We start from the raw sequence: 24,649 nt of genomic DNA on the forward strand, positions 1-24,649 counted from the left end.
CCGACCTCAGCCGACAGGCACCTCCACCGCGACGCGGTGCGCCACCTGCATGAGGCGCGGCGGCTCGGCGCGCCTGACGATGCGGGCGCGGCCGGGGACCGCGGGGTTGGCGTACAGCCCCGGCCACAGCGCACCCTCGCTGCGCTCCCCGGACAGGACCAGCCCCGTCGCGCCGGTGTCGCGCATCGTCTGGACGGCCGCGTCGAACATCGCGCGCGACGCTCCCGCGACCGGTCGCGTGAGGATGACCGTGAGACCCAGGTCGCGCGCCTGCGGCAGGAACGGCAGGAGCGGCTGGAGAGGCGTCGCCCCGCCCGCGGACAGGATGTCGAAGTCGTCCGCGATCACGAACACCCGCATCGCGGACGATGCCTTGCGGTCGCGCCGGTTCTCCATCTCGACCGCGACCGCGGCCGCGAGCTCGCGGGCCTGGGCCCCGTTGGTCGCATGGCCGCCCAGGTAGTCGTCGCCGATGGTGCCGGCGAGCTCGCCGCGCGGCTCCATGAGGGCGAGGACCACCTCGTCGGGCGCGTACCTCTCGGTGATGCCCGCGAGGATCTGCCGCAGGACGGTCGACTTGCCGGAGCCGGGATCCCCCAGCACCAGGACATGCGGGTCTCGGCCGGCGAAGTCCAGCAGCTCGGGCGTCATGGTGTCCTGGCGCAGCCCGAGCGGGACACGCCGCGGCTCGTCGACGGGATCGGGCAGGGCCGCCGGGTCGAGCGACTCGGGAAGCAGCCGGATGGGAGCCGCCGAGGGCCCGCGCCAGTCGGCGGCCGTGCGTGCCGCGAGCGCGCTGAGCGCCTCGCCCGCATCGTCGTCCGGACCGTCGTCGAAGCGCGGCAGCGCCACCTGCGCGAACAGCTTGTCCTGCGTCAGCGCCCGACCGGGCGTCTCGATGGTCTCCGCGAGCTTGCGACCGATGGTCGACTCGGTCGCGTCGTTGAGCCGGAGCTCGTACCTGTTGCCGATGAGCGGCTGGTGGCGCAGCGCGACCTCCGCCCAGCGCGTGAGCGACATGACCACGTGGATGCCGAACGAGCCTCCACGCGTGAGCAGCTCGGCGAGCGGCGCCTCGAGCTGCTCGAAGTCCGTCCTTACCAGGCCGTAGCCGTCCACCAGGAGGACGATGTCGGAGGACACGACGTCGCCGAGCGCCCCGGCGGTGTGCAGCGAGCGGAAGTGCGCGAGCGACTCGATACGGAGGTCCCTGAACAGGCGCTCGCGATGCGCGAGCATGCCGTGGAGCTCCTCGAGCAGACGCATGTGCTGCTCGGTGTGATGACGCGTGACCACGCCTCCGACGTGCGGGAAGCCCTCGAGCCGCGCGAGCCCCGAGCCCGCGAGGTCGAGCCCGTACATCGTGACCTGAGCGGGGGTGTGCGTGGTCGCGATGCCCGCAGCGACGGCGCGCAGGAACGTGGTGCGACCCGACTGCGGCGCCCCGATGACGGCGTGGTGCCCGCCTGCCGCGTCGAGGTCGAGGCTCCACGGACCCTGGAGCTGTCGAGCGGGATCGTCGATCAGGCCGACGGGCACCCGGAGCGGGTGGCGCCCGTGGCGGTCCAGCACGGAGAAGAGCGGCAGGCGCTCCGGCAGCGGCGGCAGCCACACGCTCGCCACGGAGGCGACCCCGGGGCGGAGACGAGCCACCGCCTCGTCGATCAGCGGCTGCACCTCGCGGTGGGCCGGGGCGAGGACGGGCTCCACGCCATGGTCGACGCCTGCCAGCGCCTGCGCGAGCGTGTTGTACGGCGGCAGCTCCACCGCGAACGTGGGCTCCTCGCGCTCCTCGTGCACCACGGGACCCGGGGTGGGGCCCGAGACGTAGCCCGAGCGGAAGCGCGTGTACACCGTCGTGTCGACCTTGAGGTAGCCCCAGCCCGGCTCCGGCGGGAGGTGGAAGGCGTCGCCGGTGCTGAGCACCACCTGGGACTCCGACTCGGAGAACGTCCGGAGGCCGATGCGATAGGACAGGTAGGTGTCGAGCCCGCGGAGCTTGCCCGACTCGATGCGCTGGCTCGAGAGCAGCATGTGGACACCGATCGAGCGGCCGATGCGACCGATCGTGAGGAGCAGGTCGACGAACTCCGGCTCGGCGGTGAGCAGCTCGCCGAACTCGTCGATCACCACGAAGAGATGCGGCATGGGCGGGAGCGACGGGTTCGTCGCGCGCGCACGGCGGTACTCGGTGATCGATGCGAGCGATCCCGCCTCCTTGAGCTGGCGCTGACGTCGCACCACCTCGCCGGCGATGGACGCGCGGGCACGCTCGACCAGGCCGGCCTCGCCCTCGAGGTTGTCGATCAGCCCGGAGACGTGGGGCAGCGGCGCGAGCGGCGAGAACGCCGCGCCGCCCTTGTAGTCCACCAGGATCATCGCGAGGTCCTCGGGCGAATGCTGGGCCGCGAGCCCCAGCACCAGCGTGCGGAGGAACTCCGACTTGCCCGAGCCGGTGGCGCCGATGCAGATCCCGTGCGGGCCCATGCCCCCCTGCGCGCCTTCCTTGAGATCGAGGTCGAGCATCTGGCCGCGATCGTCCGTGCCGACCGGCACGCGCAGGAAGCGGGCGCCGTCGCGGATGGTCCAGCGCTCCGGCGCGAGCTGCTCGACGGCGTCGACACCCAGCAGCTCGAGAGGACCGACGGCGCCGGCCGCGGCACCCTCGACGCGTGACTCCGCGCTGAGCCTCAGCGGGCACAGCGCCGAGGCGAGCGCGCCGAGGACCCGCACGTCCATGAGGTCGGGACGGCCCTCGACCGGAGCCTCCTTCCCCCCGGCGAGCGTCTCGACCCGCACGCTCGCGTCGTCGGCGACCGTGATCCTCAGGTCGGTGGTCGAGGGCTCGTCGAGCCTGTCCTCGACCAGCGCAACATGGATGAGGCCCAGCCTGCGGGCAGGGAGGGGGATCCCCGGCACGGCGAGGGCCGGCACGGCGCCGCCGCGGTAGTCCTCGACCACGAGGACGGCGCCGTGGGACGCGGGCCCGTCGGTGCGACGACGGGTCGCTGCGGCCTGGCGAGCCGCGAGGTCCTCGCTCATCACCGCGCAGAGCTCGTCGACGGAGGCGCCGATGCGACGGGCGGGCATGGGTCCGTCGGTGGCACCGTCGACCGCGACATGCGGGAGGAGGTCGACCCCGTCCCAGTGCGGCACCTCGGAGGGTTCGACGACCAGGCCGATCGCCGCATCGTCCGGCGCATGCCACGCCGCGACCTGCGCCAGCAGGCTGCGCGCGACCGCGCGGCCATGCTCGCGGGGGCCGACGATGCTCACGGTCGAGGCGGCGGCGAGCTCCACCACCAGCGGCATCCCGGGCACCGCGCTGTGCGACTCGCATACCCGTCGGCCCGCGGCCACCATGAGCGGATCCGCCGGGTCGATCGGGTTCGGGTCGTCGGGAAGGCTGAGACCGAACCACGGAACCGCCGCCTCGCCGATGCGCACCCGCAGGAAGTCGGCGTCCGACGGCCGACGCTCCCACACCCTCCCGGGGTTGCGGACCAGCTCCGGGAGCGCGGCGGGGCGGGGGTCGAGGACGTGCGCCTCGGCGCGCGCCCGCTCGCGCGCGTCGCGCAGCTCGGCGCGCAGCCGCTCGAGGTAGTCGAGGTAGAGCTCGCGAGCGCGCAGGCGCTGGCGCACCTGGCGGCCTCGTGAGGACATCGCCATCCCCACGCCGCCGACGAGCGCGACCACAAGGATCATCGCTCCCACGATCACCATCACCGGGTTGCCCCGCAGCACCACCATCATGGTGATCGAGGACATCGAGCCGATCACGGGCAGCAGGGACTGGAGCGGGAGGCCGCCTGCCGGTGCGTCGCCCAGCGTCGGGGGCGCGGAGAGCGTGCGAGGCTCGGGACGCTCGACGGGCCGCGTGTCGCGGGCCGGTCTGCTCACCACGCGCGTCGTCATCGTGCCTCCTCGGCCTTCCGCGCCACCATGACGTCCCCGGCGAGCGCGATCACGCCCCGGCGCGTGCCGCCGGACAGGCCGGCCATCCGACCCGACGCCAGCGCGCGGTCGTACGGGAGCACCACGCTCGCGCGCGGATGGCGTTCGCAGATGAGACGTGGCCACGGCGAACGGGACCGCGCTCGGTTGGAGAACGCCACCACCGTCGCGGCGCCGTCGGGATGGGCCGCGAGCGCATCCGCGAGCGCGAGCGCGTTCTCACCGGAGGTGCGGGCGGGTCCGGCGACCAGCACCACCGCATGGGCGCCGGCGAGCGCGGCCGGGGCGCGCATCGGATCCGCCGTCCGACCGAGGTCGTACACGGAGACGTCGAAGCCGCGGTCGTCGACCGGGTCGACGGCACGCCAGGCGTCATGCCACGGCCGGACAAGAGCGCGGGCCTCGGCCGGGAGCATCGCCTGCTCGGCGTCGTTGGGAGGACGGAGCGCGGAGAAGTCCCCCGCGGGTGCCGGCGAGCCTGCGAGCAGCACCCGGCCGCCGCGGTGCCGCCCGAGCGTGCGCGCGAGCAGGGTCGCGACCGTGCTGGTGCCGGCGCCGCTCTCGAGCGACGTCACCACGATGCGCCGCACCGTCGGGGTAGGCGCATGGAGGTCGCGCACCGCGCGGTCGAGCCGCTCGATCTCGACCGCGCCGAGCATGGTGGTCACGAGAACACCGACAGCATGTGGCCGTAGACCCCGAACACCCCGAGCACGCACGGCACCAGCGCGACCGCGCAAGCCATCTCGAGCAGATCGCCCCATCGCCTGGCCCGGATTCGCGTGTGCGGCGCGGGCTCGAGCACGCCGAGCAGCGCGGCGAGGACGGCCACCGCGGCGGCGACGCCGCCGAGCAGCGCGGGCTGGTCCGCGACCGCCAGGCCCATCAGGCCGCCGCCCACGCCCGCGATCCAGAGCGCCCACGCCTGGGCCGCGAGCACCATCACGCGCGTCCTCAGGACCGTGAGCGTCACCAGCGCGGCACCGGCGAGCTGCGGCCACAGCTCGCCCGACCCGAGCAGGACCGCCGCCGACACACCGAGCGCAGCGGCGAGCCCCACGACGCACCACGTCATGACGCCGTACGCCTCCTGGACGCCGAGCGCCACGGAGACGCGGGAGGTGCGTTCCGCCGCGGATTCGGCACGGTCGTCGAGACGCGTGAGACCCGAGACGGCGAGCGCCACCGAGGGCACGGCGCCGAGCCCGAGCACGGCGAGCACGCCGAGCACCGCGAACGCCTCGACCGCACCCATGCCCATGCTCGACGCGACGAGCATCGCGGCCGCGAGGGGCGCACCGATGAGCGCGCCGGCGACCGCACCGCGGCGCCTACCTCCCCAGCCGGCCCCGATGCCGAGGCTCACCCACGCCAGCAGCGCCGCCGCGCTGAGCAGCGTCGGCACGCCGGCACCGGGATCGATCCGTGCCGAGAGCTCCTGAGCGACCGCGATCGACGCGCCGACCGCGATGCCGGTGAGGACCCGCCGCAGGGCGGGCGCTCCCGCGAGCCCGGCGACCACTGCGCCCGCGAGCGCGGCGAGCCATGCCGCGGGAGCGATCCATGCGAGCGTCGCCGGGACCGCGCCGAGCCCGACGGCAGCGGCGAGGCCCGCCACGCCGGCGGCGACCATGGCCCGATGCGCGGGCGTCCAGCCGCGCGAGACCTCGGCACGCGCATCGGCCACAGCATCGGTCACATCCGACACCTCGGGCGGCTGCGGCACATCCCCCGCGCGCATGAGCCGCAGCGGAGCGCCGTCGAGGATGCCGAGCTCCCCGAGGCTGAGCGCGGTGTCGACCTGACGCCCGCCCGCATCGACCAGCGCGAGCGGCGAGACGCCGTAGGGCTCGCTCACCGCGTCCGCGAGGGTCGCGACATGGTTGGCCAGAGGCTCCTGCCCGGGGACGACCATGGTCGCCTTGCGGACGGAGCCGATCACCAGCAGCCTCGTATAGGTGGTCATCTCAGGACTCCGCTCCCCCGGGTGTCTCATCCACGTGCTCCACCGCGACCGTCGGCGCGACCTCGTCCGCATCCCGGTCCGCGAGGTACCCGGACACGAACGACACGCCGGCGCAGACCGCGACGGCGGTGGCCCCGACGACGCACCCGAGCAGCACGCGCTTGTGCAGATCCGTCAGCCTCCGGCGCGACTCCAACCCGCCATGGACGAACGCCGCGGCAAGTCGCGCACGCCGCTCACGCGTGGTCTCGAGCACCGCCAGGTCCCTGTCGTTCATGCGCCGCCTCCCGGGATGAAGGTCAGCGCATGGTCGCCCAGCGTCACCGTGTCGTGATGCCCGACCTGCACACGCTCGTAGGGCGCCAGCATGCGGCGGACCCCGTCGGCCATGGTGATCGCGGAGCCGTTGGTCGAGCCGAGGTCCATCGCGATCACGGCGCCGCGGGCGTCGACGTCGATGCGCAGATGGCTCTTCGACAGGGTGCGGGACAGGTCCGGGAGGGTCACCGTCGCCTGCCCCGGCTGCGCCGCCGCAGGTCGCCGGCCCACGATCGTCGTCGCGGCGAGGGTGTGCCTCACCTTCCCATCGACCATGAGGAACGCGGCGCTCGACCCCGGACGCGGCGGCGCGCCTCCGCCCGCCGTCGGGACGGCATCGGCGGACCGCGTCCACCCGCCGGGGCGACCGGCGACCGGGAGCACGAGCGGCTCGCTGCGAAGCGCGATCGGGTCCCTCCTGCCGCGCGACCGCACGGCCTGCACGGCCGGCAAGGTCCACCAGCGTCCCAGCCCCACGGGCGCATCGTCCTCGCGCGCCAGCAGCGAGATCCCGACCGCACGCCACGCGAGGCCCGCGCCGGTCTCCACGAACGCCACCACGTCGAGCACCAGCAGCACCGTCGCGATCAGCGCGACGAAGGCGCCGATCCCGGACCCGCCGGCGACGAACGCGAGCACGGTGGCGCCGACGAGCAGGGCCACCTCGAGCACCGCGGCGGCGGCTGCGACCAGCACCTGCCCGGCCGCGGCGCGCTCCACGCGCGGAAGCGTCCGGGCATGGCCGCCGCCGACGGAGGTCGGGGACGTCGTCGAGGCGAGCGGCACGGAGCCGATAGTAGCGAATGGGGCCAACGATGCCGAAACCAAGGTCATCCCTGGAAACAGGGGTGCTATCCGCGGATGCGGCGCGGTAGTGTCGGGCCAGGCACCACACACACTGGGGAGGAGCGATCATGAAGTTCGCGATGGGGTCCGAGACGCTCGGCCAGCTGCAGACGCGCACGCAGTCGTCCGGGGAGGACCTTGCCACGCTGGTCCGCCAGCTGGCCGACGCCGCGGCGCCGCTCGAGGGCAAGTTCAACGGCGCGGCGCGCGCGGCGTTCGACCAGTTCAAGGACAACACCGATCAGATCGCGGTCGAGCTCTCGAGCGCGCTGCAGGCCGTCCTCGCGGGCGTGGCCGGCATGGACCGCTCGTTCAAGGAGTCCGAGGCGGACATGACCGACCAGACGCTCGCCACGCAGGCCTCGGTGTCGTTCGACGCCGCACGGTTCTCGTCGGGCGCTTGAGGAGAGGGGACCACCCATGGCTGGAAATGTGGCCGACCGCCGCGACTACGACGTCGCCGCGTCGCAGAGCGTCCAGGACGACTTCAACGCGATCGCCGCGCGCCTCGAGGCGCTGATCGAGGCCCGCGACGCCGACGTGCGCTCCGCGATGTCCGACTACTCCGCGGACGGCGTGTCGGACGACTACGCCGCGAAGGAGCTGCGGTGGAAGAACGCCGCGGCTCAGGTCCGGCAGATCATCGATACCCTGCGCACGTCGCTCGAGCGCTCGGATGAGACCGCGCAGTCCGCGATCTCCAAGGCGAAGACCGCGGTCGCGAACATCGGCTGACCGCCAGGACCGTCGTGGTCGCGGGCGACGCCCGCGGTCGCGGCGGTCCCGCACGCCCCTAGGGTGTCCACCATGGAGACCACAGACCTGACCAAGCGCGACACCGCGGCGACGCTGCGGGTCGTCGGCGGCATGTTCCTCGCCATCACCGGTGTGGGCGGCCTGCTCGGCGTCCTGCTCGGGATCCTGTTCTACGCGATCGGGCGGCCCGAGCTGTGGCCCGTGCCGCTCATGGTGGTGATGACGGTGCTGCTGGTCGCGTGCCTCCCGCTGGGCGTCCGGCTCATCGTCACCGGCGTCGATGCCCTGGTCGCCTCCGCCGAGGAGTCGCAGATCGACGGCCTCGCCGAGATCACGGGGCCTCTGCCCGCGCTCGACCGGCCCGCGCCGGTGGACGATGTCGCCGCCGCGCTCTCCCGGATCGACGGCCTCGACCTGCCCTACGCGGTCGCGATCGCGCGCGATGGCGCGGATGCGACCCTGACCGTCACGTGGCGCACCGAGGAGATGCGGTGGCGCACCGTCCTCACCCGCGGCTCCGCCGTCATGCGCTGGCGCATGGTCGTGCGGCTCGACGGCGCGACCGGCAGGTACCGGTTCACCGAGCACTCGTCCTCCTCGAGGATCGTCGGCAACGCCGCGACGGGGACCCTGAGCGGCGCCGCACGGTGGCATCGTGGCAAGTCCTTCGGCGCGGGCCGCATCGCTCGCGTGTGGGCCATCGGTCAGGTGACCGCACCCGACGGCGACGGCTCGAGCGGCACCATCCGCCTCGCTCCTCGCGATGCGAAGATCCCCGTGTTCGCGATACTCCGCGCCTACGGATGGCGGCCGCGCAGCGACCGTCGGCTCCTCCGGATGTGGGAGTACTGAACCGTCCCGCACCAGCGACGATGACAGTTCCGCCCGCTGCGGCGGTGCGCTAGCATCACAGCGGGCACGCGCCACGGACCTGGGGGGAGGCACGGTGGGGGGAAGGCTCCGCTACTCGCGGACCGCGACGGCTGAGGCCGAGGCGAGGTTCGCGAGCGCAGCACGCGCACTCGAGACCACCATCGAGGCACGCCGCCGCGACGTCGCCGACGCGATGGCGCACTACCAGGCGACCGGCGTCTCGGACGAGTACGCCCAGAAGGAGCGGGCCTGGGCCGGCAGCGCCGACCACGTGCTCGAGGTGGTACGCACCCTCCGCAAGGCGATGCGCGACTCCGACGCCCTCGCCGCCGACGCCGCCGCGCAGGTCCGCAGCATCGGCCAGGAGCTGGGAGGCTGACGGTGGGCTTCGACTACGACGTGGACCCGCAGGGCCTCGCCACCTTCGTGGCGAAGGCCCGCACCCTGGCAGGCGACCTCGCCTCCGCCTCGCCGCGCGGAGACTCCTCCCTCGCCTCGCTCGCGGACGGCGCCTCAGGCTTCTCGGACAAGACGATCGGGGGTCTCGTCTCCGCGATCCTCGAGGAGCACGAGGACGATCTCGCGGCCGCCGTCACCTCCGTGACCGCCGCGATCGACGCGGTCGAGCGGGCAGGGCAGGTGGTCACCGCTGCCGATCAGAGCGCCGGCGCCACGTTCCAGACAGCCCAGACGGGCCTCTTCGATCCGACCCGCTTCTCGGCGAAGTGACGGAGGAGGCCCCGCGATGACCATCACCGTCCCCTACGTCGACTACGACCTCGGCTCCGTGCGGGAGACCCTCGCGGCGATCATGACCGCGAAGGCCAGGATCACGTCCGGCGCGCGCGAGCTGCGCGAGCATTGGGACGGCCTCCCGACCCATCTCAGCGGCTCGCCCGTCGCCCTCCACGAGTACTACTCCGCCATGGACGGCAAGACCAAGGCCGCGGACGACGTCGCGGAGATGCTCGACAAGATCTGGCATGCGCTCGACGACTACGCGGACGACGCCAAGGAGCCTCTGGACAACCTGGTCCGCCTCCGCGACGAGGTCGCCGCGTGGCAGGCGTCGCGCCCGCTCCAGGTGGTCTCGGCCCCTGGCACCCCCCTCGAGGACGTGTGGGCGGCGCAGGCCGGTTACGCACCGGGGAGCGTCTGCCTCGCGGAGAGCCCGTGGACCACGTGGGACCGCAGGAAGACCGCGCTCGAGTCCGAGATCGCGACGTGGGCCTCGCGGTACGAGGACGTCGCGGGCACGTGCGCCGCCGCGTTGCGCCGCATCAAGGACCCGACCCTGATGTGGTGGTGGGACCACTGGTCGGGCGGCGGCGCCGGGGGCTCCGCATCGATCTTCAAGCGCGGCGACAACAGCTGGTACCAGGGCGCGGGCTTCGGCGCCTTCAAGGACGGCTACCTCACGCTGGTCAACAGGACGTACGGCTACGACAGCGACGGCTCGCGCAGCGTCACCGACAACGGCGAGGAGAAGTCCCGCGACGGCAAGAACGACGAGATGTTCGGCTACGGCATCCAGGGCGTCAACGTCGGCGGGGAGAACACCTGGGGGCTGCAGGGAGCAGCCGAGGGCTCGTTCGGCGACCGCGACGGGTGGCACGGCGAGGGCGATGCGTCGTACTACGTGGGCGCGCACGTCGAGGGCTCCGCCGGAGCGAACATCGAGGACGGCAACCTGGTGATCGGCGCGGGCGGCGAGGCCACCGTGGGCGCCCATGCCGAGGCCTCCGGATCCGTCGGCTACGGCATCGCGCACGTCGGCGGCGCCGCATCGGCCACGGCGGGCGCCACCGCGGCCGCGCGCGCGAGCCTGAGCGCCGGCAAGGACGGCCTCAAGGCTGCGGTGGGTGCCGACGCGATGGCGGGCGCCGAGGCCTCCGCCTCCGCCACCGTGGGGGTGTCCGGCGTCGACGGCACGGTAGGCGTCACCGGCTACGCGGGCGCGGGCGTGAAGGCCAACGCCGAGGTCGACGTCTCCCTCGACAGCGTCACCGTGGACGTGGACCTGGGTGTGGCGCTCGGGCTGGGCGCCGGCGTCAAGGTCTCGGTGGACGTCGATCCGCGCGAGGTGGTCTCCGACATCGGGCACTACACCGGTATCCATTGGTGGTTCGACTAATGTGGTCGGACCCCAGCATCGTCGCGACCAGAGAGGTCCATCCGTGCCTGCCGTGAGCTTTCCCAGCGAGACGTTCCCCGCGCTGAGCGGGTTCTCGATCGACGTCCCGGACGGCTGGGTGCCGGACCCCGCATCCGGCCTGCAGTTCGCGGTCCGGCCTCGCGACGCGGAGGCCGGCTTCCTGCCCAACCTCACCGCGTCGGTCCGACGCCAGGGCGTCACCGCGCTCGAGAACGCCATCGCCGAGCTCGACCGCCGTGCCGCAGGCCTCACCGACTACACGGAGGCGGGCCGTGGCGAGGCGCTCCTCGACGGCCACCGTGCCTTCCACGTCGAGTTCAGCTACCGCCACAGCGCCGACCTCACGCTCGCCCAGATGGTGACGCTCGTCGTGGTCGAGCGTGGCTCGTTCACCGACCTCGTCCAGGTCACGGCGACGTGCGCCGGCGATCAGGTCGCCGAGCGGTGGGAGGCCTTCCGCCGCATGGACGCGAGCCTCATCGTCTCCGCCGCCTGAGCTGCGCGCGCCCGACCCCATGCCCCGAGGAGCCCCCGCATGACCTTCTCCGCCCGTGTCGCCTCCGCTGTGGTCGGGGCCGCCATGCTGACCGCCTCCCTCGCGGCCTGCACCGCGAGCGTCAACTTCACCGTCGAGGCCGACAGCCTGGCCGACGAGGTCGCGGCGGCGCTCCAGGAGCAGGTCGGCTCCGCCACCCCGCCGCGCATCGACTGCGGCGACGAGCCGGTGGACGTCGTGGTCGATGAGACGGTGGTGTGCGGGCTCAGCGTCGAGGGCGACGACGCGGTGTACGACACGATCGTCACCATCACCGCGGTCGACGGCACCCGCTACGACTTCGACGTGGACGTCGCGGACACGCCCCGCTGACGCCGCCCGCACCCGACGTCAGGCGAGCCACTCCTCCACGAGCGCCGGCACGGCCTCCTCGATCGGCTCGCGCACCACGAGCGAGGCGTCACGGTCCCAGGAGGTCGGGGACGCGTTGACGATGACAAGCGCGGCACCGGCCGCAAGGGCATCTCCCGCGAGCGCCGCCACCGGGTACACCTGCAGCGTGGTGCCGATCGCGACGAACGTGTCGCATGTGCGGGCCGCGCGTGAGGCGCGGCGCAGGTCCGCGTCGCGCAGCGCCTCACCGAAGTAGACGACGTCGGGCTTGAGGATCCCGCCGCAGCGCGGGCAGCGCGGGTCGGGCTCCGCGTCGAGGCCCGCGACGACATCCCGCGTGGGGCACGCGAAGCCGCACCCGAGGCATGAGGTCGTCGCGAGGCTCCCATGCATCTCCACCACGGCACCGTCCGGCGTGCCTGCCGCCTGGTGCAGCCCGTCGATGTTCTGGGTCAGCACGTCGCCGCAGACGCCCTGGGTCACCAGCCGCGCGAGGGCTCGATGCGCGGCGGCCGGCCGCGCCGACCACGCCGGGTGCGCGGCCCAGTCGCGCCAGCCCTCCTCGCGCGCGTCCCGCTCCCCGACGAACACGTCGATCTCGAGCAGCCGCGCTCGCGCAGGATCCCGCGTCCAGACCCCCTCCGGACCCCGGAAGTCAGGGATGCCCGCGGCCGTGGACAGCCCTGCGCCGGTGAGCACGGTGATCATCCGTCCATCTTGGCCCGCGAGGCACCCTCACCGGCACCGGGACCCCGGTCCAGGTGGGGTGGGGCGCCGCGACGGGTCAGCCGAAGTCGATGTCGGTCGCGTGGCCCACGCCCGCGTCCGGCACCAGCTCGAACCAGGTCTGACCCGCGGCGAGCTCGACCGGATCGCCGTCCTCCGTGGTGAGCACGAACGGGTCGTACTGGCCCTTCTTGCTCCACGTGATGGGGATGTAGCGGTTGCCGGTCGCGACGTATCCCTCACCCGACTCGCCCGCGACCAGGGTCTCCGGCACCGACGACGTCGACGAGCCCGAGGTGTACCGGACCGTGACCCACAGCATCACCACGTTGGTCGCGGAGAGCTGGGTGCCGTCCGCGGTCACGTGCGGCGTGCCGTCCTCGTATCGCTCCCACAGGCCGGCCTTGTTGTCCCAGCGCCACTCCGGCAGGGCGCGCGGCGACATCGTGATGTCGATGAAGGTGGTCTTGGTGCCCTCGAGCTGCGCGGTCGCCTCCTCCGCCGGGTAGGCGATGTCCCACTGCTGGTCGGGTGCGTCGGCGTCGGTCTGCTCGAGGAACTTCGCCAGGTAGCCGTGGAGGTTGTGCGGAGCGGCCTTGTCCCGCGTGCGGTAGAAGCCGTAGTCGCCGCGGTCCTGCGTGATCATCTCCTGGCCGGACGCGCCCGTGTCGGAGATGAAGCGCGACTGCGCCCCCGAGAAGATCAGCGGCCCACCGAAGGAGCCCATGATGTTGCGGTCCATGGGCCTCATGGAGCGGATCGGGCCCACCGACTCGGGGTAGTCCGACTGGTAGATCGCGACCAGGCGCGAGATGCCGTACTCGACGTACTCCTCGAAGACCACGTCGGCCTTGTCGAGGTTCTCCTGCGGACGTGCCTGCTCGGTGTTCTCGATCTTGATCGACAGCGCCGGGCGGGAGAGCTCCTTCTTGGTCGCGTCCGACGCGTCCAGCCCCGTGAGCGGCCAGGCCACCTCGGGGCGCGGGTCCTCGGGCGCCGGCGGGAGCGCGACCGCGGAGATCGACGGTCCGGGCGTCGCGGCGGTGAGGGTGCTGGTGGAGGAGCTCTCGGTGGCGGGCGAGCACGCGGCGAGCCCGACGGTCGCGAGCGCGGTCAGCGTCGTCGCTGCGGCAAGGCGGATCTTCATGCGGATGAGTCTAGGTGGCCTCGTAGGCTGGCCCGTGTGACGTACGCGCGCCTCGCCCCCGATCCCGACCAGGCCGTCTCCATGGCGCTTGCGGGACGCGCCGCCGGCATCGCGGTCGCTACCTCGGGGTCCACCGGCGACCCGCGCCTGGTGGAGGTCCCGGGCGAGTCGCTCCGGGCCTCGGTGTCGCTTTCGTCACGTCGGCTGGGCGGCGAGGGGCATCAGCTCCTCGCGATCCCCGCGGAGCGCATCGGCGGCGCCCTGGTGCTGGCCCGCGCCGCGCTCGCCGGTGCGACCGTGACGCGCCTGGGGCCCGGCCCGTTCACCGCGTCGTCCTTCGCGGAGGCCGTGGCGCGCATGCCGGCCGGGCCGCGGTACACCTCCCTGGTGCCCACCCAGGTCCGCCGGCTCGCCCAGGACCCCGCCGGATGCGAGGCGCTGGCGTCCTTCGACGCGGTGCTCGTGGGGGGCGCGGCGCTTCCCGAGCACGATGCGCCGGGCACCCTGGTGCGCACCTACGGCATGAGCGAGACATGCGGCGGCTGCGTCTACGACGGCGTCCCGTTCGACGGGGTGCGGGTGCGCATCGACGACGCCGGTCGGGTCCTGATCGCGGGTCCCACGCTCGCGGCCGGGTACGCGGACGGCGACGACCGGGCGTTCCGCATCATCGACGGCGAGCGGTGGTTCGTCACGAGCGACCTGGGAGAGATGCGCGACGGGCGCCTGCGGGTGCTGGGCCGCGCGGACCACGTCATCAACACCGGCGGGGTGAAGGTCCACCCGCAGAGGATCGAGCTCGCGCTCGAGGGCGCGGGCGCGCGCGCCGCCGCGGTGGTCGGCGTGCCCGACCCCGAGTGGGGCGAGCGGGTGGTCGCGGTGGTCGAGGGCCCGGTGGACGATGCGGCGCTCGCCCGGGCCGTCGCGACGCTCGCCCCGTACGAGAGGCCACGGCGCATCGTGCTCACGGATGCCGTGCCCCGCACAGCGGGTGGAAAGATTGACCGGCCGGCCGCGCGTGCGCTGGCGAGCGAGGAGGAGCGATGACCACGACCGCCGACTGGGTGGCAGGTGCCCGCCCCCGCACGCTCTGGACCGGCGCGGTCCCCGTGATCGTGGGCTCCGCGTGCGCGATCGCCGAGGACGCGTTCGCGCTGCTCCCGGCCCTGCTAGCGCTCGGCGTCGCGCTCGCGCTTCAGGTGGGATCGAACTACGCGAACGACTACTCGGACGGCATCCGTGGCACCGATGTGGACCGCATCGGCCCCGAGCGGCTGGTCGCATCCGGCAAGGCGCTGCCGCGCTCCGTGAAGCTCGCGGCCTATGCCTCGTTCGCGGTCGGCGCGGTGCTGGGCCTCGCGCTCGTCATCGTGTCGGGGCTGTGGTGGCTGCTCGCCGTGGGCGCGGTCGCGATCGTGGCCGCGTGGACGTACACCGGCTCGTCGCGCCCGTACGGGTACGCCGGGTACGGCGAGATTAGCGTCTTCATCTTCTTCGGCCCCGTCGCGGTGCTCGGCACCCTGCTCACGCAGCTGGGGTCCGTGACGCTCTACTCGGTGTGGGCCTCGGCGGGGGTGGGCCTCTACGCCGTGGCGCTGCTGCTGGTGAACAACATCCGCGACCTCGAGACGGATGCCCTCGCGGGCAAGCGCACGCTCGCCGTCAAGGTGGGGGAGCTGCGCGCGCGGCAGTACTTCGCGGCCGCGGTGACGCTGCCGATCGGCTTCGCGATCCTGGTCGCGTTCGCGCATCCGTGGGCGCTCGTCGCCACGCTGGTCGCGCTGCCGTCGGTGGTGATCGCGTTCGGGATGCGCATGGGCGCCGCGGGCCGCAACTTCGGCGTGATGTTCCAGGGCATCAGCGGCGTGGGGCTGGCCTACGGGCTGCTCCTCGCCACCGGCATCGCGCTCTAGCGCGACGCCCCGGCGTCAGCGGCCGACCCCCACCCGAAGTGGTAGGTGATGGTCGGTTCGCGAAGGTCCCGACATCACAGTGGTAGGTGGTTGCCGGCCGCTGTGGGACCGGACGATGGACGGCGAGAGCCGACACTCATCGACCACTGCGGCGCGGGGATCTGCGAAACCCGACACCCACCTACCACTTACGCCGTGGACGGTCCTACCACTTACGCCGTGGACGGTGGGCCTTGCAGCGTCAGCGGCCCGTCGCGGCCCCGTGGTCGTTGTCGGCGCCGATCTCCGCGTCCTCCTCGGCCTCGGCCTCGCGCAGGCCACGCTCGCTGCGGGAGATCCAGCCGTCCATCTGCGCCTGCGCCTTGACCCGCAGACCCGGCAGCACCAGGTAGGACACCAGCCACGCGACCACGAAGGCCGCGAGGAACGCCATCATGTCGCGCCAGTCGACGATCCAGAGCACGCCGAGAACGGCGAGGAAGATGCCCGTGCGGGCGCTCCAATAGGTGAGGACGGCCATGCGACAAGCGTACGCGGCGTACGCTTGATGGATGAGAGCGTTGCCCCTTCTGGTCTATCTGGGCCTGGTGATCTACACGCTCAGCGACGTGTGGCAGCGACCCGAGCGCGAGCCCTACAGCGTCACCAAGGGGCTGTGGACCGCGATGATCCTGTTCCTCCCGTTCGTGGGCGCGCTCGCGTGGATCGTGGTCAAGCTCCTGCGCCCGGGCGGCGGCCGCCCCGATCCTCGCAAGGGCCCCATCGCCCCCGACGACGACCCCGAGTACCTCGCCTGGCTGCGCGAGCAGTCGCGCCGGAAGCGCAAGAGCGGCTGAGCCCGGGACCTCTACACCCCTTCGATCGCCACCCGCACCCTCCGCGCGCTCGCCCGGTCCACCGGGCATCGTGCGCCCGTGAGGGACACCACGTCCTCCACCGAGCGGTGGCGCGGCGTCCCCACCCACAGCTCGACCTCCCCGGGCTCGACGGCCCGCACCAGGTCACGCCCGCTGAAGGCGAGCCGCGCCGCAGGGATCTCGAACGTGACGCGCCGGGATCCCCCCGGCGGGAGCGGCACCCGCGCGAAGCCGATGAGCTGAGCGACGGGCCGGGTCACCGAGCCGCGGCGCTGGTGGGCGTAGACCTGCACCACCTCGTCGCCGGCCAGGTCGCCCGTGTTCGCGACCGTCACGGTCACGCGGATCGCGCCGTCCGTCGGGGCGTCGGCCGCCTCCAGCCCTGCGTAGTCGAAGGACGTGTACGACAGCCCCTCGCCGAACGTCATGGGCGCCACCGAGGACAGGTTCGTCACGTCGGAGTCGTCGCCCAGGCGCGGATGCAGGTACCCGGCGGGCTGGGCGCCGGTGGAGCGTGGCAGCGACACCGGCAGGCGGCCCGACGGGTTCACCCGCCCTGAGAGCACGCCCGCGATCGCGCGCGCGCCCTCCTCGCCGGGGAAGAAGGCCTGCACCACCGCGGCGCACCGCTCGAGCGCCCACGCGACGGCGTACGGCCTGCCGGTGACCAGCACCAGCACCACGGGGGTGCCCGTCTCGAGCACCGCCTCCACCAGCTCGCGCTGCACGCCTGGCAGCTCGAGCGAGTCGGTGTCGCAGCCCTCCCCGGAGGTACCCCGTCCGAACAGGCCCGCCTGGTCCCCCACCACCACGATCGCGACGTCGGAGGCGCGCGCGGCGGACACCGCCTCGGCGAAGCCCTCGCGCGAGGAGCCCTGGACGTCGCAGCCCTGCGCGCTGAGCACGGGGCCGAGCTCGTCGCGCACCGCGTCCAGGACGGTCGGCACGTCGAGCGCGAGCTCGGTGCCGGGGCGCTTGTCGAGCACATGGTTGGCGAACGAGTAGCAGCCGAACATCGCCTGATAGCGGTCCGCGTTGGGGCCGATCACCGCGATGCGCGGCGCCCCCGGGCCGTCCGCGCCGGACGATGCGGGGGTGGGGCCCGCCGCATCGTCCGGCCTCCCGAGAGGCAGCGTGCCGTCGTTCGCGAGCAGGACGATGCCCCGCTCGGCGAGCAGCCGCGCGACCTCCCGGTGCTCGGGTCCGTCGAGGACGACGCCGGCCGGGGGCGGCCCGCCGAAGTCCTCGTCGAGCAGCCCGAGCCGCTCCTTCTGATCGAGGATGCGCGTGACGGCGCGGTCCACCAGCGCCTCGTCCACCGCGCCCGAGCGCACCGCTGCCGCGAGCGGCTCGAGGTACGCGTCGCCCGTGGGCAGCTCGACGTCGACGCCGGCCGCGAGCGCGAGCGCCGCCGCCTCCTCGAGGTCGCCCGCGATCCCGTGGAGCAGGTGGAGGAACGCGACCCCGAAGTAGTCCGCGACCACCACGCCGTCGAAGCCCCACTGCCCGCGCAGCACGTCGGTGAGCAGGGTCGGGTCGGCGGCCGTGGGCACGCCGTCGATCTCGGTGTACGCGTGCATGACGGAGCGCACCCCGCCGTCGATCACGGCCATCTCGAACGGCACCAGCATGACGTCGCGCAGCTCGCGCGGCCCCATCGCGACGGGGCCGAAGTTCCGCCCGGCGGTGGACGCGGAGTACCCGACGAAGTGCTTGAGGGTCGCGTGCACGCCCTCGGACTGGACGCCCTCGACGTAGGACGTCCCGATCTCGCCCACCAGGTACGGATCCTCGCCGATGCACTCCTCGACACGCCCCCAACGAGGGTCGCGCACCACGTCGAGCACGGGCGCGAGGCCCTGATGGATGCCCAGCGCGCGGCAGTCGCGTCCGATCAGCGCGCCCATGCGCGCGACCAGGGCCGGGTCGAAGGCCGCGCCCCACGTGAGGGGACCGGGGTAGGTCGCGGCCTTCCACGCGGACAGCCCCGTGAGGATCTCCTCGTGGACGATGGCGGGGATGCCCAGCCGCGTGCCCGTCACCAGGGCGCGCTGGCGCTCCCAGAGCACCCGGGCGCGCGCATCGGCGTCCACCGGGGTGGTGCCGTAGATGCGGGTGAAGTGCCCGAGCCCCGCACGGGTGGCCTCGTCGAGGCCGCCCGTGACGGAGACCTCGCCCTGGAGCGGCGCGACCACGTCGCCCTTCTCGTCCTCCCAGAAGCCGGTGATCTGCGCGAGCTTCTCCTCGAGGGTCATGTCCGCCACCAGGGCGGCGACTCGCGTGCTGACGGCGGCGTCCACGGCGGTCATCCCTTCACCGCGCCGGTGAGGCCGTCGACGATCCGTCGCTCCATGAGGAGGAAGAACGCGAGCGCCGGGAGCATCGCGAGCGAGGTGTACGCCATGATCATCGTCGTCGCGGCGGAGTGCTGGCCCTGGAAGATCGTGACACCCAGGGGCAACGTCATCCCGGACGGGTCGCCCGTGAGCAGCAGCAACGGCAGCAGGTACGCGTTCCACGAGCCGATGAAGGCGAGCACGCCCACGGTCACCATCGCGGGCCGCGCGAGCGGCAGCAGCATCCGCCAGAAGAATCCGATGCGCGAGATGCCGTCCATGAACGACGCCTCCTCGAGCTCCTTGGGCAGGGCCGCGAGGAACGGCCGCAGGATGATGATGGTCACCGGCAGCGCGAACGCGATCTGCGGGATCACCAGACCCCACAGGCCGCTGATGTGGAGGTCGCGCAGCAGCAGGTAGAGCGGCAGCACCGCGACCGTGAGCGGGAACATGAGCCCCGTGGTGAAGATCACGAAGACCAGCTCGCGTCCCTTGAACGAGTAGCGCGCGAGCGGGTAGGCCGCCATCGTCCCGAACAGCACCACCGCCGCCGTGGTCGCCACCGCGACCAGAGTCGAGTTGAGCAGCTGGCGCCAGAACAGCGAGCCGGACAGGATGTCCCAGTAGTTCTGCCACTGGATGGGGTCCGGCAGCCCGGTCGGGTTCGACGCGAGGTCGCCCTGCGTGCGGAAGCCTCCCAGGATCAGGTAGAGGATCGGGCCCAGCGTGAGCGCGATGCCCACCAGGGCGATCCCGATCGCCAGGTAGGTCGAGCCCTCCGGGACGAGCCCCTTGCGGCGGTGCGACTCGACGTTGCCGGGCTCCCTGGCCGGGGCATCGTGCGTCTGTGTGGTGGCCATGGCCCTACCTGGCCTTTCCGGGATGCGCGTTGTCACGTCGCAGGATGGTCGCCATGTAGGCGAGCGCGATGACGAACGAGAGGAAGAACATGATCACGGCGATCGCGGAGCCGTAGCCCCAGTCGGACCGGAAGAAGCCGATCTCCATCATGTAGCTCGCGATGGTCGAGTACTGCCCCGCGGTGCCGCCGCGGTTGAGCACCCAGACCATGTCGAACAGCTGGATGGAGCCGATGATGGACAGGAACGCCCAGATGCGGATGGTGGGGCCGATGAGCGGGATGTTGATCCGCCATTGGATCTGCCACCAGCTCGCGCCGTCGATGGACGCGGCCTCCTGCAGGTCCTCGCTCACGCCCGACAGGCCGGCGAGGAAGAGGATGATCGCGAGCCCCACGTACTTCCACGTGATGATGAAGAACACGGTCCAGAAGCCCCATGTGGGGTCCTCGAACCAGCCCCCGGCCGGCATGTCCAGCCCGATCGCGCGCATCCACTGCGTCGCGACGCCGTTGGGGTCGAAGATGATGAGCCACATGGTGCCCGCGATGACCTCGCTCAGCACGTAGGGCGCGAAGATCACCACGCGGGTGAAGGCGCGGCCGCGGAACTTGCGGTTGAGCGTCAGCGCGACGATCAGCGCGAGGGGCAGCTGGATCGCGAGCGACAGGAGGATGATCGCGAAGTTGTGGCTGAGGGCCTCCCAGAACGGCTGCGTGTACGCCGTGGTGAAGGCCTGCTTGGTGTCGGGGTCGGTGCCGCCGAACAGCGCGCGGGCGTAGTTCTCGAAGCCGATGAACTCGGCGTCGGAGAACTGCGAGACGCCGTTCCACTTGTACATCGAGTACCGCGCGGCGGAGATCACCGGGTACACCACGAAGGTGAGGAACAGGGCCAGCGCGGGCCCGACGAACAGGGCGATCTCCGCCCACTTGCGCACCGTCGCGCGGCGGGGGTGGTCGGTTGCGGGGGTCGGGGGGCGGGACCCCGCCGTCGATTCCTCGACGACGGGGTCCGCGTTCCGACCCGAGGCCTCCAGTGCGGTCACCAGGGCGCCTCGCTTTCTTCTCGGATCGGGCAGGTCAGGACGTCGCGGCGGCGGCGACCATCGCATCGACCACGCCCTGGGCGTCGCCCGTGCCGTTGAAGATGTTGACGATGCCGTCGTTCATGGCGCCTCCGACGTTGGGTCCGAGGAGGGTGTCCATCCAGAGCTGCACGTAGGCCGCGCTCGACGTGGTCTGCGCGATCTTCTGCAGCACCGGGTCGGTGATCGCGTCGGATGCCGCCGGCGCGACCGGCAGGCCGCCCACGGCCTCGGCGTAGCCGCGCTGGACGTCGTCGCTCACGATGTACGCGAGGAAGTCCGCGCACTCCGGCGGGGCGTCGACGTAGCAGGAGAAGCCGTCACCGCCACCCATCGCGGCGGACGGGTCGCCCGACCCGCCGTCGGTCGCGGGCATCGGGAACCAGTCGAGGTCCTCGTGCAGGGCCGCGATCGCCTCGTCGGAGCCGTCCGTGAAGCCCTCGTAGACGAAGTAGTTCCACTGGCCCATGAGCTCCATCGCCGCGTCGCCGTTGGCGACCATGCCGGCCGAGGACGTCGCCCCGGTCTGCGCGACCGTCGAGGTGAACTGCGGCTGGAAGGGATCCGTGTCGATGAACGCCTGGAGCTGGTCGCCGGCATCCACCCAGCACGGGTCGGAGAAGTCGAGCGAGGTGCCCGCGCTCGCGACCACGTCCTGCGAGCAGGACCGCAGCGCGAAGTTGTACCACCAGTGCGCGGCAGGCCAGCCGTCGGCCGCGCCGACCGCGATGGGCACGATGCCGGCGTCCTTGAGCTTCTGCACCGCGTCGCCGAGCTCGTCCATGGTGGTCGGGACGTCGGTGATCCCGGCCTCCTCGAAGAGGCTCGGGCGGTACCAGATGCCCTCGACCGCGAACTGGAACGGCAGACCGTAGGTGACGCCGTCCACCTGCCACGGGGCGACGCCTCCGCCCAGACGGCTGATGTCGTCGCTCAGGACGTCGGAGAGGTCCATGAGGTAGCCGGCCTCGGCCTGCGCCGCCATCTCGCCGCCGCCCCACTGCTGGAACAGGTCGGGCGCGTCGCCCGACTGCAGCGCGGTGGGGATGCGGGTCCGCTGGAGGTCCTCGTTCTGGATCTGCTCGATCTGGATGGTGACGTTCGGGTTGTCCGCCATGTAGTCGGCGGCCACCTGGTCCCAGTAGTCGCCCAACGAGTTCTCGCCGGTGTCACCCGCCACTCCGTTGTGCCACCACGTGAGGGTGACCGGCTCGTCCCCGCCGCCTCCGCCGGAGGTTGCGCCCGACGTGGGTCCGTCGTCGCCCCCGTCCGAGCTGCACGCCGCGAGAAGTGCCATGGATGCCGCGATCGCCGCTCCCGCAGCGGCACGTCGCATGTTCGCCATGATGTCCCCTTTCGTCTCCATTGACTCAGGTCGAACAGCGCGAGTCTCACACGCCCGCGGTTGCGGCGTCAATCGTTATCGATAACGTTTTCGCAACGGGGTGGATGTGAGCGTCCGACACGCGTGCTCGATGCGCCCGAGTCTCCCGCCCCGCACCTCCCTGACACATGGGTGCACGCACAGATCGCGGTGAGTGCACCCATGTGTCAGCAGGGCGCAGGCTAGGCGCGGCGCACCCGCCGGACGCGGATACGATGCGGGCATGGAACCGGTCGCTCGGGTCAAGCTCGCCGATGTCGCGCGCATCGCCGGGGTCTCGGTCGCCACGGTCTCCAAGGTGGTCAACGGCCGCTACGGCGTCTCGAAGGAGACCGTCGCGCGCGTCCAGGAGATCATCGAGCAGGTCGGCTACGCAGGCAACCTCTCCGCCGCGGGCCTGCGCGGGCAGCGCACCAACGTGCTCGGGATCCTGGTGGGCGGCTTCGAGCCGTTCGCCGCGGAGCTCATGAAGGGCGCGTGGGCCGCCGCGGAGGGAAGCGGCTACGAGCTGCTCGCGCACTCGGGCGGCCACGGCCATGGCTGGGAGCGCCGCTCGCTCGCACGGCTAGGCGGGACGCTCATCGACGGCGCGATCCTGGTGACCCCCACGGTCCTCAACACCGCGACCGGCGTGCCCGTGGTCGCGATCGACCCGCACTACGGACCCTCGTCGCTGCCCACCGTCGACTCGCACAACGTCGCCGGCGCCCGGCTCGCGACCGAGCACCTGCTGGGCCTCGGGCATCGTCGCATCGCGTTCCTGGGCGGGCGTCGCGACCTCGACTCCGGTCGCCGCCGCGAGGAGGGCTTCCGCACGGCGATGGAGGCGGCGGGAGTCGAGATCGACGAGGACCTGGTGGTCGAGACCAACTACGAGCCCGAGCTCGCGGCGCTTGCCGCCGAGTCGATGCTGAGCCTGCCCGAGCCGCCCACCGCGATCTTCGCCGCGAACGACACGACCGCGCTCGCCGCGATGGACGTCGCCCTCGACACCGGGCTCGCGGTGCCCTACGACCTCTCGGTGGTCGGCTTCGACGACATCCCCGAGGCGGGCGCCGCGCCCGTGCCGCTCACCACGGTGCGCCAGCCGCTGCAGGAGATGGGCGCGGAGGCGATGCACATGCTGCTCGCGCTCGTGGCCGGCGAGCCGTGCGAGCAGCACGTGCGCATGGACACGTCGCTGGTGGTGAGGGCCTCGACGGCCCCGCCGCGCTGACCCCCTCCCTACGGAATTGGTACCTCACCGTCGGTTCTCGGCGATGCACGCGCCACAGTGGTAGGTGAGTGTCGCCCGACGATGCGGGCGTGGGGAGTGCCGCCGCGCGCCGGGCGACCCTGCATCAGCCGGACCGCCGACGCCAACCGACACTGAGGCACCACTGCGAGGCGGGAACCCTCGGAAACCGACCAAGACCTACCACTTCCGCAGGGCGGCGCGGCAGCGTGCCGAGCGTCAGACCCCGTAGACCTCGAGCACCTGGGCGCCCACGCGCTCGACGTCGAAGCGCTGCACGCGCTCGGCCTGCTCCGAGTGAAGCTCCTCCCGGGCCGCCGAGTCCTCGATGAGCAGCCGCAGCGCCGCCGCGAAGGCGTTCGAGTCCCGCGCGTCCACGCTCACCCGAGGGTCCTCGCCGATCACCGACAGGTACCCCGGGTTCGCCCCCGCGAGCACCACGCCCGCGCCGGAGGCCATCGCCTCGACCAGCACGATCCCGAAGCTCTCGCCGCCGGTCGCCGGGAACACCGCGATGTCGGCGTCGGCGAAGAACGCGGCCTTGTCCTCCTCGGCCACGAACCCCGGCAGCGAGACGCGCGGCAGCGCACTCACCTCGATCGCGGCCTCGAGGTCGCCCATGAGCGGGCCCCGCCCGCCGATGCGCACCTCGAGCCGCTCCTGCAGCTCGACCGGCAGCGCGTCGAGCGCATGGACCAGCTCGAGCACGCCCTTGCGCTCGACCAGGCGACCCAGGAAGGCGACCACCAGCCGGCCGTCCTCCCCCGGCTCGGGAGTCCGTGAGGCCGCGTCGGCCGCGAACCGTGAGACCTCGACCGGGCACGGCACGACGGTCGCGGAGATCCCGAAGGTCCGGGCGGCGAACTCGGCCGCAGGCTCGGACACCGCCATGAAGGCGTCGAAGCGGCGCAGGTTGCGCGCGAGCACGCGGCCCAGCGCGTGCGTGCCCAGCTCCGACAGCCGGGAGTCGGGCAGGATGTGGAACGTCCCGACGATGCGCACCGAGCGCGCCTGCAGCTTGCGGGCCTCGTCGACCACGCGCGCGGCGAACAGCGGCGAGTGCGGGGTCTGGACGTGGATCACGTCGTAGCGCTCCTGGTCGAGGAGCTCCCGGATCGCGCGCCGCGACGTGGGCAGCGGGATCCGCAGCCCGTTGCCGTTGAACGTCACGCCGACGTTGCGGGCCAGCGAGTGGACCGTGACATCCGAGCGCTCCGAGGTCGAGCACAGGTAGTGCACCTCGTGGCCCGCGCGGGACAGGAACGCGCCGAGCGTGAGCACGTACTGCTGCACGCCGTCGGGACGGTCGATGCTGTCGTCGAGCACCAGCGCGATCTTCATGGCG

The 24,649-nt window shown here is 72.6% G+C and carries 25 protein-coding genes; 12 read left to right on the top strand and 13 right to left on the bottom strand.

The genetic code is table 11. The annotated features are described in order from the left end of the window. Positions 1–6: 6 nt before the first annotated feature. Genes eccCa through AOM00_RS06455 form a run of 5 tightly spaced genes read right to left on the bottom strand, consistent with a single transcriptional unit; the run spans position 7 to position 7,024 of the window. The gene (gene eccCa, locus AOM00_RS06435) at positions 7–3,915 is read right to left on the bottom strand and encodes a type VII secretion protein EccCa (RefSeq protein ID WP_062517002.1); all 3,909 of its coding nucleotides are present in this window, start codon (positions 3,913–3,915) and stop codon (positions 7–9) included. Then, a complete protein-coding gene (locus AOM00_RS06440) occupies positions 3,912–4,622 on the bottom strand; it encodes a hypothetical protein (RefSeq protein ID WP_062517003.1) in 711 nt (236 codons plus the stop codon). The genes eccCa and AOM00_RS06440 overlap by 4 nt, the downstream gene beginning before the upstream one ends. Next, complete coding sequence (locus AOM00_RS06445; RefSeq protein WP_062517004.1) at positions 4,619–5,920, bottom strand: ubiquitin family protein; 1,302 nt, start codon at positions 5,918–5,920, stop codon at positions 4,619–4,621. The genes AOM00_RS06440 and AOM00_RS06445 overlap by 4 nt, the downstream gene beginning before the upstream one ends. A 1-nt stretch (position 5,921) precedes the next feature. Next, positions 5,922–6,197 (bottom strand): hypothetical protein, encoded by a 276-nt coding sequence (locus AOM00_RS06450; protein ID WP_062517005.1) that lies wholly within the window; start codon positions 6,195–6,197, stop codon positions 5,922–5,924. Continuing rightward, entirely contained in the window at positions 6,194–7,024 is an 831-nt protein-coding gene (locus AOM00_RS06455; RefSeq protein WP_062517006.1) for an FHA domain-containing protein, read from the bottom strand. Before AOM00_RS06455 ends, AOM00_RS06450 begins: the two co-directional genes overlap by 4 nt. 128 nt (positions 7,025–7,152) lie before the next feature. On the opposite strand from AOM00_RS06455, the gene AOM00_RS06460 reads away from it, so the two are divergent. From AOM00_RS06460 to AOM00_RS06495, 8 genes are all read left to right on the top strand, one after another. Beyond that, positions 7,153–7,488, top strand: coding sequence for a hypothetical protein (locus AOM00_RS06460; RefSeq protein WP_062517007.1), 336 nt, complete (start codon positions 7,153–7,155; stop codon positions 7,486–7,488). Between the two features lie 16 nt (positions 7,489–7,504). Further along, positions 7,505–7,819: a pore-forming ESAT-6 family protein gene (locus AOM00_RS06465; protein ID WP_062517008.1), complete on the top strand. Its 315-nt coding sequence runs from the start codon at positions 7,505–7,507 to the stop codon at positions 7,817–7,819. A 72-nt stretch (positions 7,820–7,891) separates the two neighbouring features. After that, positions 7,892–8,692 (top strand): hypothetical protein, encoded by an 801-nt coding sequence (locus AOM00_RS06470; protein WP_062517009.1) that lies wholly within the window; start codon positions 7,892–7,894, stop codon positions 8,690–8,692. A 94-nt stretch (positions 8,693–8,786) separates the two neighbouring features. Further along, positions 8,787–9,092, top strand: a complete 306-nt coding sequence (locus tag AOM00_RS06475; protein ID WP_062517010.1) for a hypothetical protein — start codon at positions 8,787–8,789, stop codon at positions 9,090–9,092. Positions 9,093–9,094: 2 nt separating this feature from the next. After that, positions 9,095–9,442 carry a hypothetical protein gene (locus tag AOM00_RS06480; protein WP_062517011.1) on the top strand — a complete coding sequence of 116 codons (348 nt, stop codon included), beginning with the start codon at positions 9,095–9,097 and terminating at the stop codon, positions 9,440–9,442. Positions 9,443–9,458: 16 nt separating this feature from the next. Then, positions 9,459–10,847 carry a hypothetical protein gene (locus tag AOM00_RS06485; RefSeq protein WP_062517012.1) on the top strand — a complete coding sequence of 463 codons (1,389 nt, stop codon included), beginning with the start codon at positions 9,459–9,461 and terminating at the stop codon, positions 10,845–10,847. 52 nt (positions 10,848–10,899) lie between these two features. Further along, positions 10,900–11,364, top strand: a complete 465-nt coding sequence (locus AOM00_RS06490) for an LpqN/LpqT family lipoprotein (protein WP_156159071.1) — start codon at positions 10,900–10,902, stop codon at positions 11,362–11,364. 39 nt (positions 11,365–11,403) lie between these two features. Continuing rightward, positions 11,404–11,736, top strand: a complete 333-nt coding sequence (locus AOM00_RS06495) for a DUF4333 domain-containing protein (protein WP_062517014.1) — start codon at positions 11,404–11,406, stop codon at positions 11,734–11,736. 18 nt (positions 11,737–11,754) lie between these two features. On the opposite strand, the gene AOM00_RS06500 is transcribed toward AOM00_RS06495, so the two are convergent. Together AOM00_RS06500 and AOM00_RS06505 are read right to left on the bottom strand one after the other, a co-directional pair. Next, positions 11,755–12,465 carry an SIR2 family NAD-dependent protein deacylase gene (locus AOM00_RS06500; RefSeq protein WP_062517015.1) on the bottom strand — a complete coding sequence of 237 codons (711 nt, stop codon included), beginning with the start codon at positions 12,463–12,465 and terminating at the stop codon, positions 11,755–11,757. A gap of 76 nt (positions 12,466–12,541) precedes the next feature. After that, positions 12,542–13,630, bottom strand: a complete 1,089-nt coding sequence (locus AOM00_RS06505; protein ID WP_062517016.1) for a DUF3048 domain-containing protein — start codon at positions 13,628–13,630, stop codon at positions 12,542–12,544. Between the two features lie 36 nt (positions 13,631–13,666). Here AOM00_RS06505 and AOM00_RS06510 point away from each other — a divergent pair, with 36 nt between their 5' ends. Further along, positions 13,667–14,677 carry an AMP-binding protein gene (locus AOM00_RS06510; RefSeq protein WP_062517017.1) on the top strand — a complete coding sequence of 337 codons (1,011 nt, stop codon included), beginning with the start codon at positions 13,667–13,669 and terminating at the stop codon, positions 14,675–14,677. Then, complete coding sequence (locus AOM00_RS06515; RefSeq protein ID WP_062517018.1) at positions 14,674–15,543, top strand: 1,4-dihydroxy-2-naphthoate polyprenyltransferase; 870 nt, start codon at positions 14,674–14,676, stop codon at positions 15,541–15,543. Before AOM00_RS06510 ends, AOM00_RS06515 begins: the two co-directional genes overlap by 4 nt. Positions 15,544–15,784: 241 nt before the next feature. Here the strand turns inward: AOM00_RS06515 and AOM00_RS06520 are convergent, their stop codons facing one another. Then, complete coding sequence (locus AOM00_RS06520; protein WP_062517019.1) at positions 15,785–16,063, bottom strand: DUF4229 domain-containing protein; 279 nt, start codon at positions 16,061–16,063, stop codon at positions 15,785–15,787. A gap of 31 nt (positions 16,064–16,094) precedes the next feature. Between AOM00_RS06520 and AOM00_RS06525 the strand changes: the two genes are divergently transcribed. Beyond that, positions 16,095–16,379, top strand: coding sequence for a PLD nuclease N-terminal domain-containing protein (locus AOM00_RS06525; RefSeq protein WP_062517020.1), 285 nt, complete (start codon positions 16,095–16,097; stop codon positions 16,377–16,379). An 11-nt stretch (positions 16,380–16,390) separates the two neighbouring features. Here AOM00_RS06525 and AOM00_RS06530 read toward each other — a convergent pair whose 3' ends face one another. From AOM00_RS06530 to AOM00_RS06545, 4 genes are read right to left on the bottom strand one after another with little or no spacing between them, the layout of a single operon-like run. Continuing rightward, a complete protein-coding gene (locus tag AOM00_RS06530; protein WP_062517021.1) occupies positions 16,391–18,709 on the bottom strand; it encodes a beta-xylosidase/alpha-l-arabinosidase in 2,319 nt (772 codons plus the stop codon). Continuing rightward, entirely contained in the window at positions 18,706–19,599 is an 894-nt protein-coding gene (locus AOM00_RS06535) for a carbohydrate ABC transporter permease (protein WP_082096707.1), read from the bottom strand. The genes AOM00_RS06530 and AOM00_RS06535 overlap by 4 nt, the downstream gene beginning before the upstream one ends. A gap of 4 nt (positions 19,600–19,603) precedes the next feature. Beyond that, on the bottom strand, positions 19,604–20,647 hold the full coding sequence (locus AOM00_RS06540; RefSeq protein WP_062517022.1) for a carbohydrate ABC transporter permease: 1,044 nt from the start codon (positions 20,645–20,647) through the stop codon (positions 19,604–19,606). A 34-nt stretch (positions 20,648–20,681) separates the two neighbouring features. Next, entirely contained in the window at positions 20,682–22,031 is a 1,350-nt protein-coding gene (locus AOM00_RS06545) for an ABC transporter substrate-binding protein (RefSeq protein ID WP_062517023.1), read from the bottom strand. A gap of 262 nt (positions 22,032–22,293) precedes the next feature. Between AOM00_RS06545 and AOM00_RS06550 the strand changes: the two genes are divergently transcribed. Continuing rightward, on the top strand, positions 22,294–23,286 hold the full coding sequence (locus AOM00_RS06550; RefSeq protein WP_062517024.1) for a LacI family DNA-binding transcriptional regulator: 993 nt from the start codon (positions 22,294–22,296) through the stop codon (positions 23,284–23,286). A gap of 237 nt (positions 23,287–23,523) precedes the next feature. Here the strand turns inward: AOM00_RS06550 and AOM00_RS06555 are convergent, their stop codons facing one another. Further along, complete coding sequence (locus tag AOM00_RS06555; RefSeq protein WP_062517025.1) at positions 23,524–24,645, bottom strand: glycosyltransferase family 4 protein; 1,122 nt, start codon at positions 24,643–24,645, stop codon at positions 23,524–23,526. Between the last annotated feature and the right edge of the window lie 4 nt (positions 24,646–24,649).

It is taken from the genome of Demequina gelatinilytica (assembly GCF_000971115.1).
Classification (GTDB): Bacteria; Actinomycetota; Actinomycetes; order Actinomycetales; family Demequinaceae; genus Demequina; species Demequina gelatinilytica.

Coding starts and splice junctions, on each gene's coding strand:
- AOM00_RS06450 (WP_062517005.1), bottom strand. CDS start 6,197: ATGAACGACAGGGACCTGGCGGTGCTCGAGACCACGCGTGAGCGGCGT.
- AOM00_RS06515 (WP_062517018.1), top strand. CDS start 14,674: ATGACCACGACCGCCGACTGGGTGGCAGGTGCCCGCCCCCGCACGCTC.
- AOM00_RS06500 (WP_062517015.1), bottom strand. CDS start 12,465: ATGATCACCGTGCTCACCGGCGCAGGGCTGTCCACGGCCGCGGGCATC.
- AOM00_RS06505 (WP_062517016.1), bottom strand. CDS start 13,630: ATGAAGATCCGCCTTGCCGCAGCGACGACGCTGACCGCGCTCGCGACC.
- AOM00_RS06530 (WP_062517021.1), bottom strand. CDS start 18,709: ATGACCGCCGTGGACGCCGCCGTCAGCACGCGAGTCGCCGCCCTGGTG.
- AOM00_RS06495 (WP_062517014.1), top strand. CDS start 11,404: ATGACCTTCTCCGCCCGTGTCGCCTCCGCTGTGGTCGGGGCCGCCATG.
- AOM00_RS06520 (WP_062517019.1), bottom strand. CDS start 16,063: ATGGCCGTCCTCACCTATTGGAGCGCCCGCACGGGCATCTTCCTCGCC.
- AOM00_RS06465 (WP_062517008.1), top strand. CDS start 7,505: ATGGCTGGAAATGTGGCCGACCGCCGCGACTACGACGTCGCCGCGTCG.
- AOM00_RS06535 (WP_082096707.1), bottom strand. CDS start 19,599: ATGGCCACCACACAGACGCACGATGCCCCGGCCAGGGAGCCCGGCAAC.
- AOM00_RS06485 (WP_062517012.1), top strand. CDS start 9,459: ATGACCATCACCGTCCCCTACGTCGACTACGACCTCGGCTCCGTGCGG.
- AOM00_RS06555 (WP_062517025.1), bottom strand. CDS start 24,645: ATGAAGATCGCGCTGGTGCTCGACGACAGCATCGACCGTCCCGACGGC.
- AOM00_RS06545 (WP_062517023.1), bottom strand. CDS start 22,031: ATGGCGAACATGCGACGTGCCGCTGCGGGAGCGGCGATCGCGGCATCC.
- AOM00_RS06525 (WP_062517020.1), top strand. CDS start 16,095: ATGAGAGCGTTGCCCCTTCTGGTCTATCTGGGCCTGGTGATCTACACG.
- AOM00_RS06470 (WP_062517009.1), top strand. CDS start 7,892: ATGGAGACCACAGACCTGACCAAGCGCGACACCGCGGCGACGCTGCGG.
- AOM00_RS06460 (WP_062517007.1), top strand. CDS start 7,153: ATGAAGTTCGCGATGGGGTCCGAGACGCTCGGCCAGCTGCAGACGCGC.
- eccCa (WP_062517002.1), bottom strand. CDS start 3,915: ATGACGACGCGCGTGGTGAGCAGACCGGCCCGCGACACGCGGCCCGTC.
- AOM00_RS06550 (WP_062517024.1), top strand. CDS start 22,294: ATGGAACCGGTCGCTCGGGTCAAGCTCGCCGATGTCGCGCGCATCGCC.
- AOM00_RS06445 (WP_062517004.1), bottom strand. CDS start 5,920: ATGACCACCTATACGAGGCTGCTGGTGATCGGCTCCGTCCGCAAGGCG.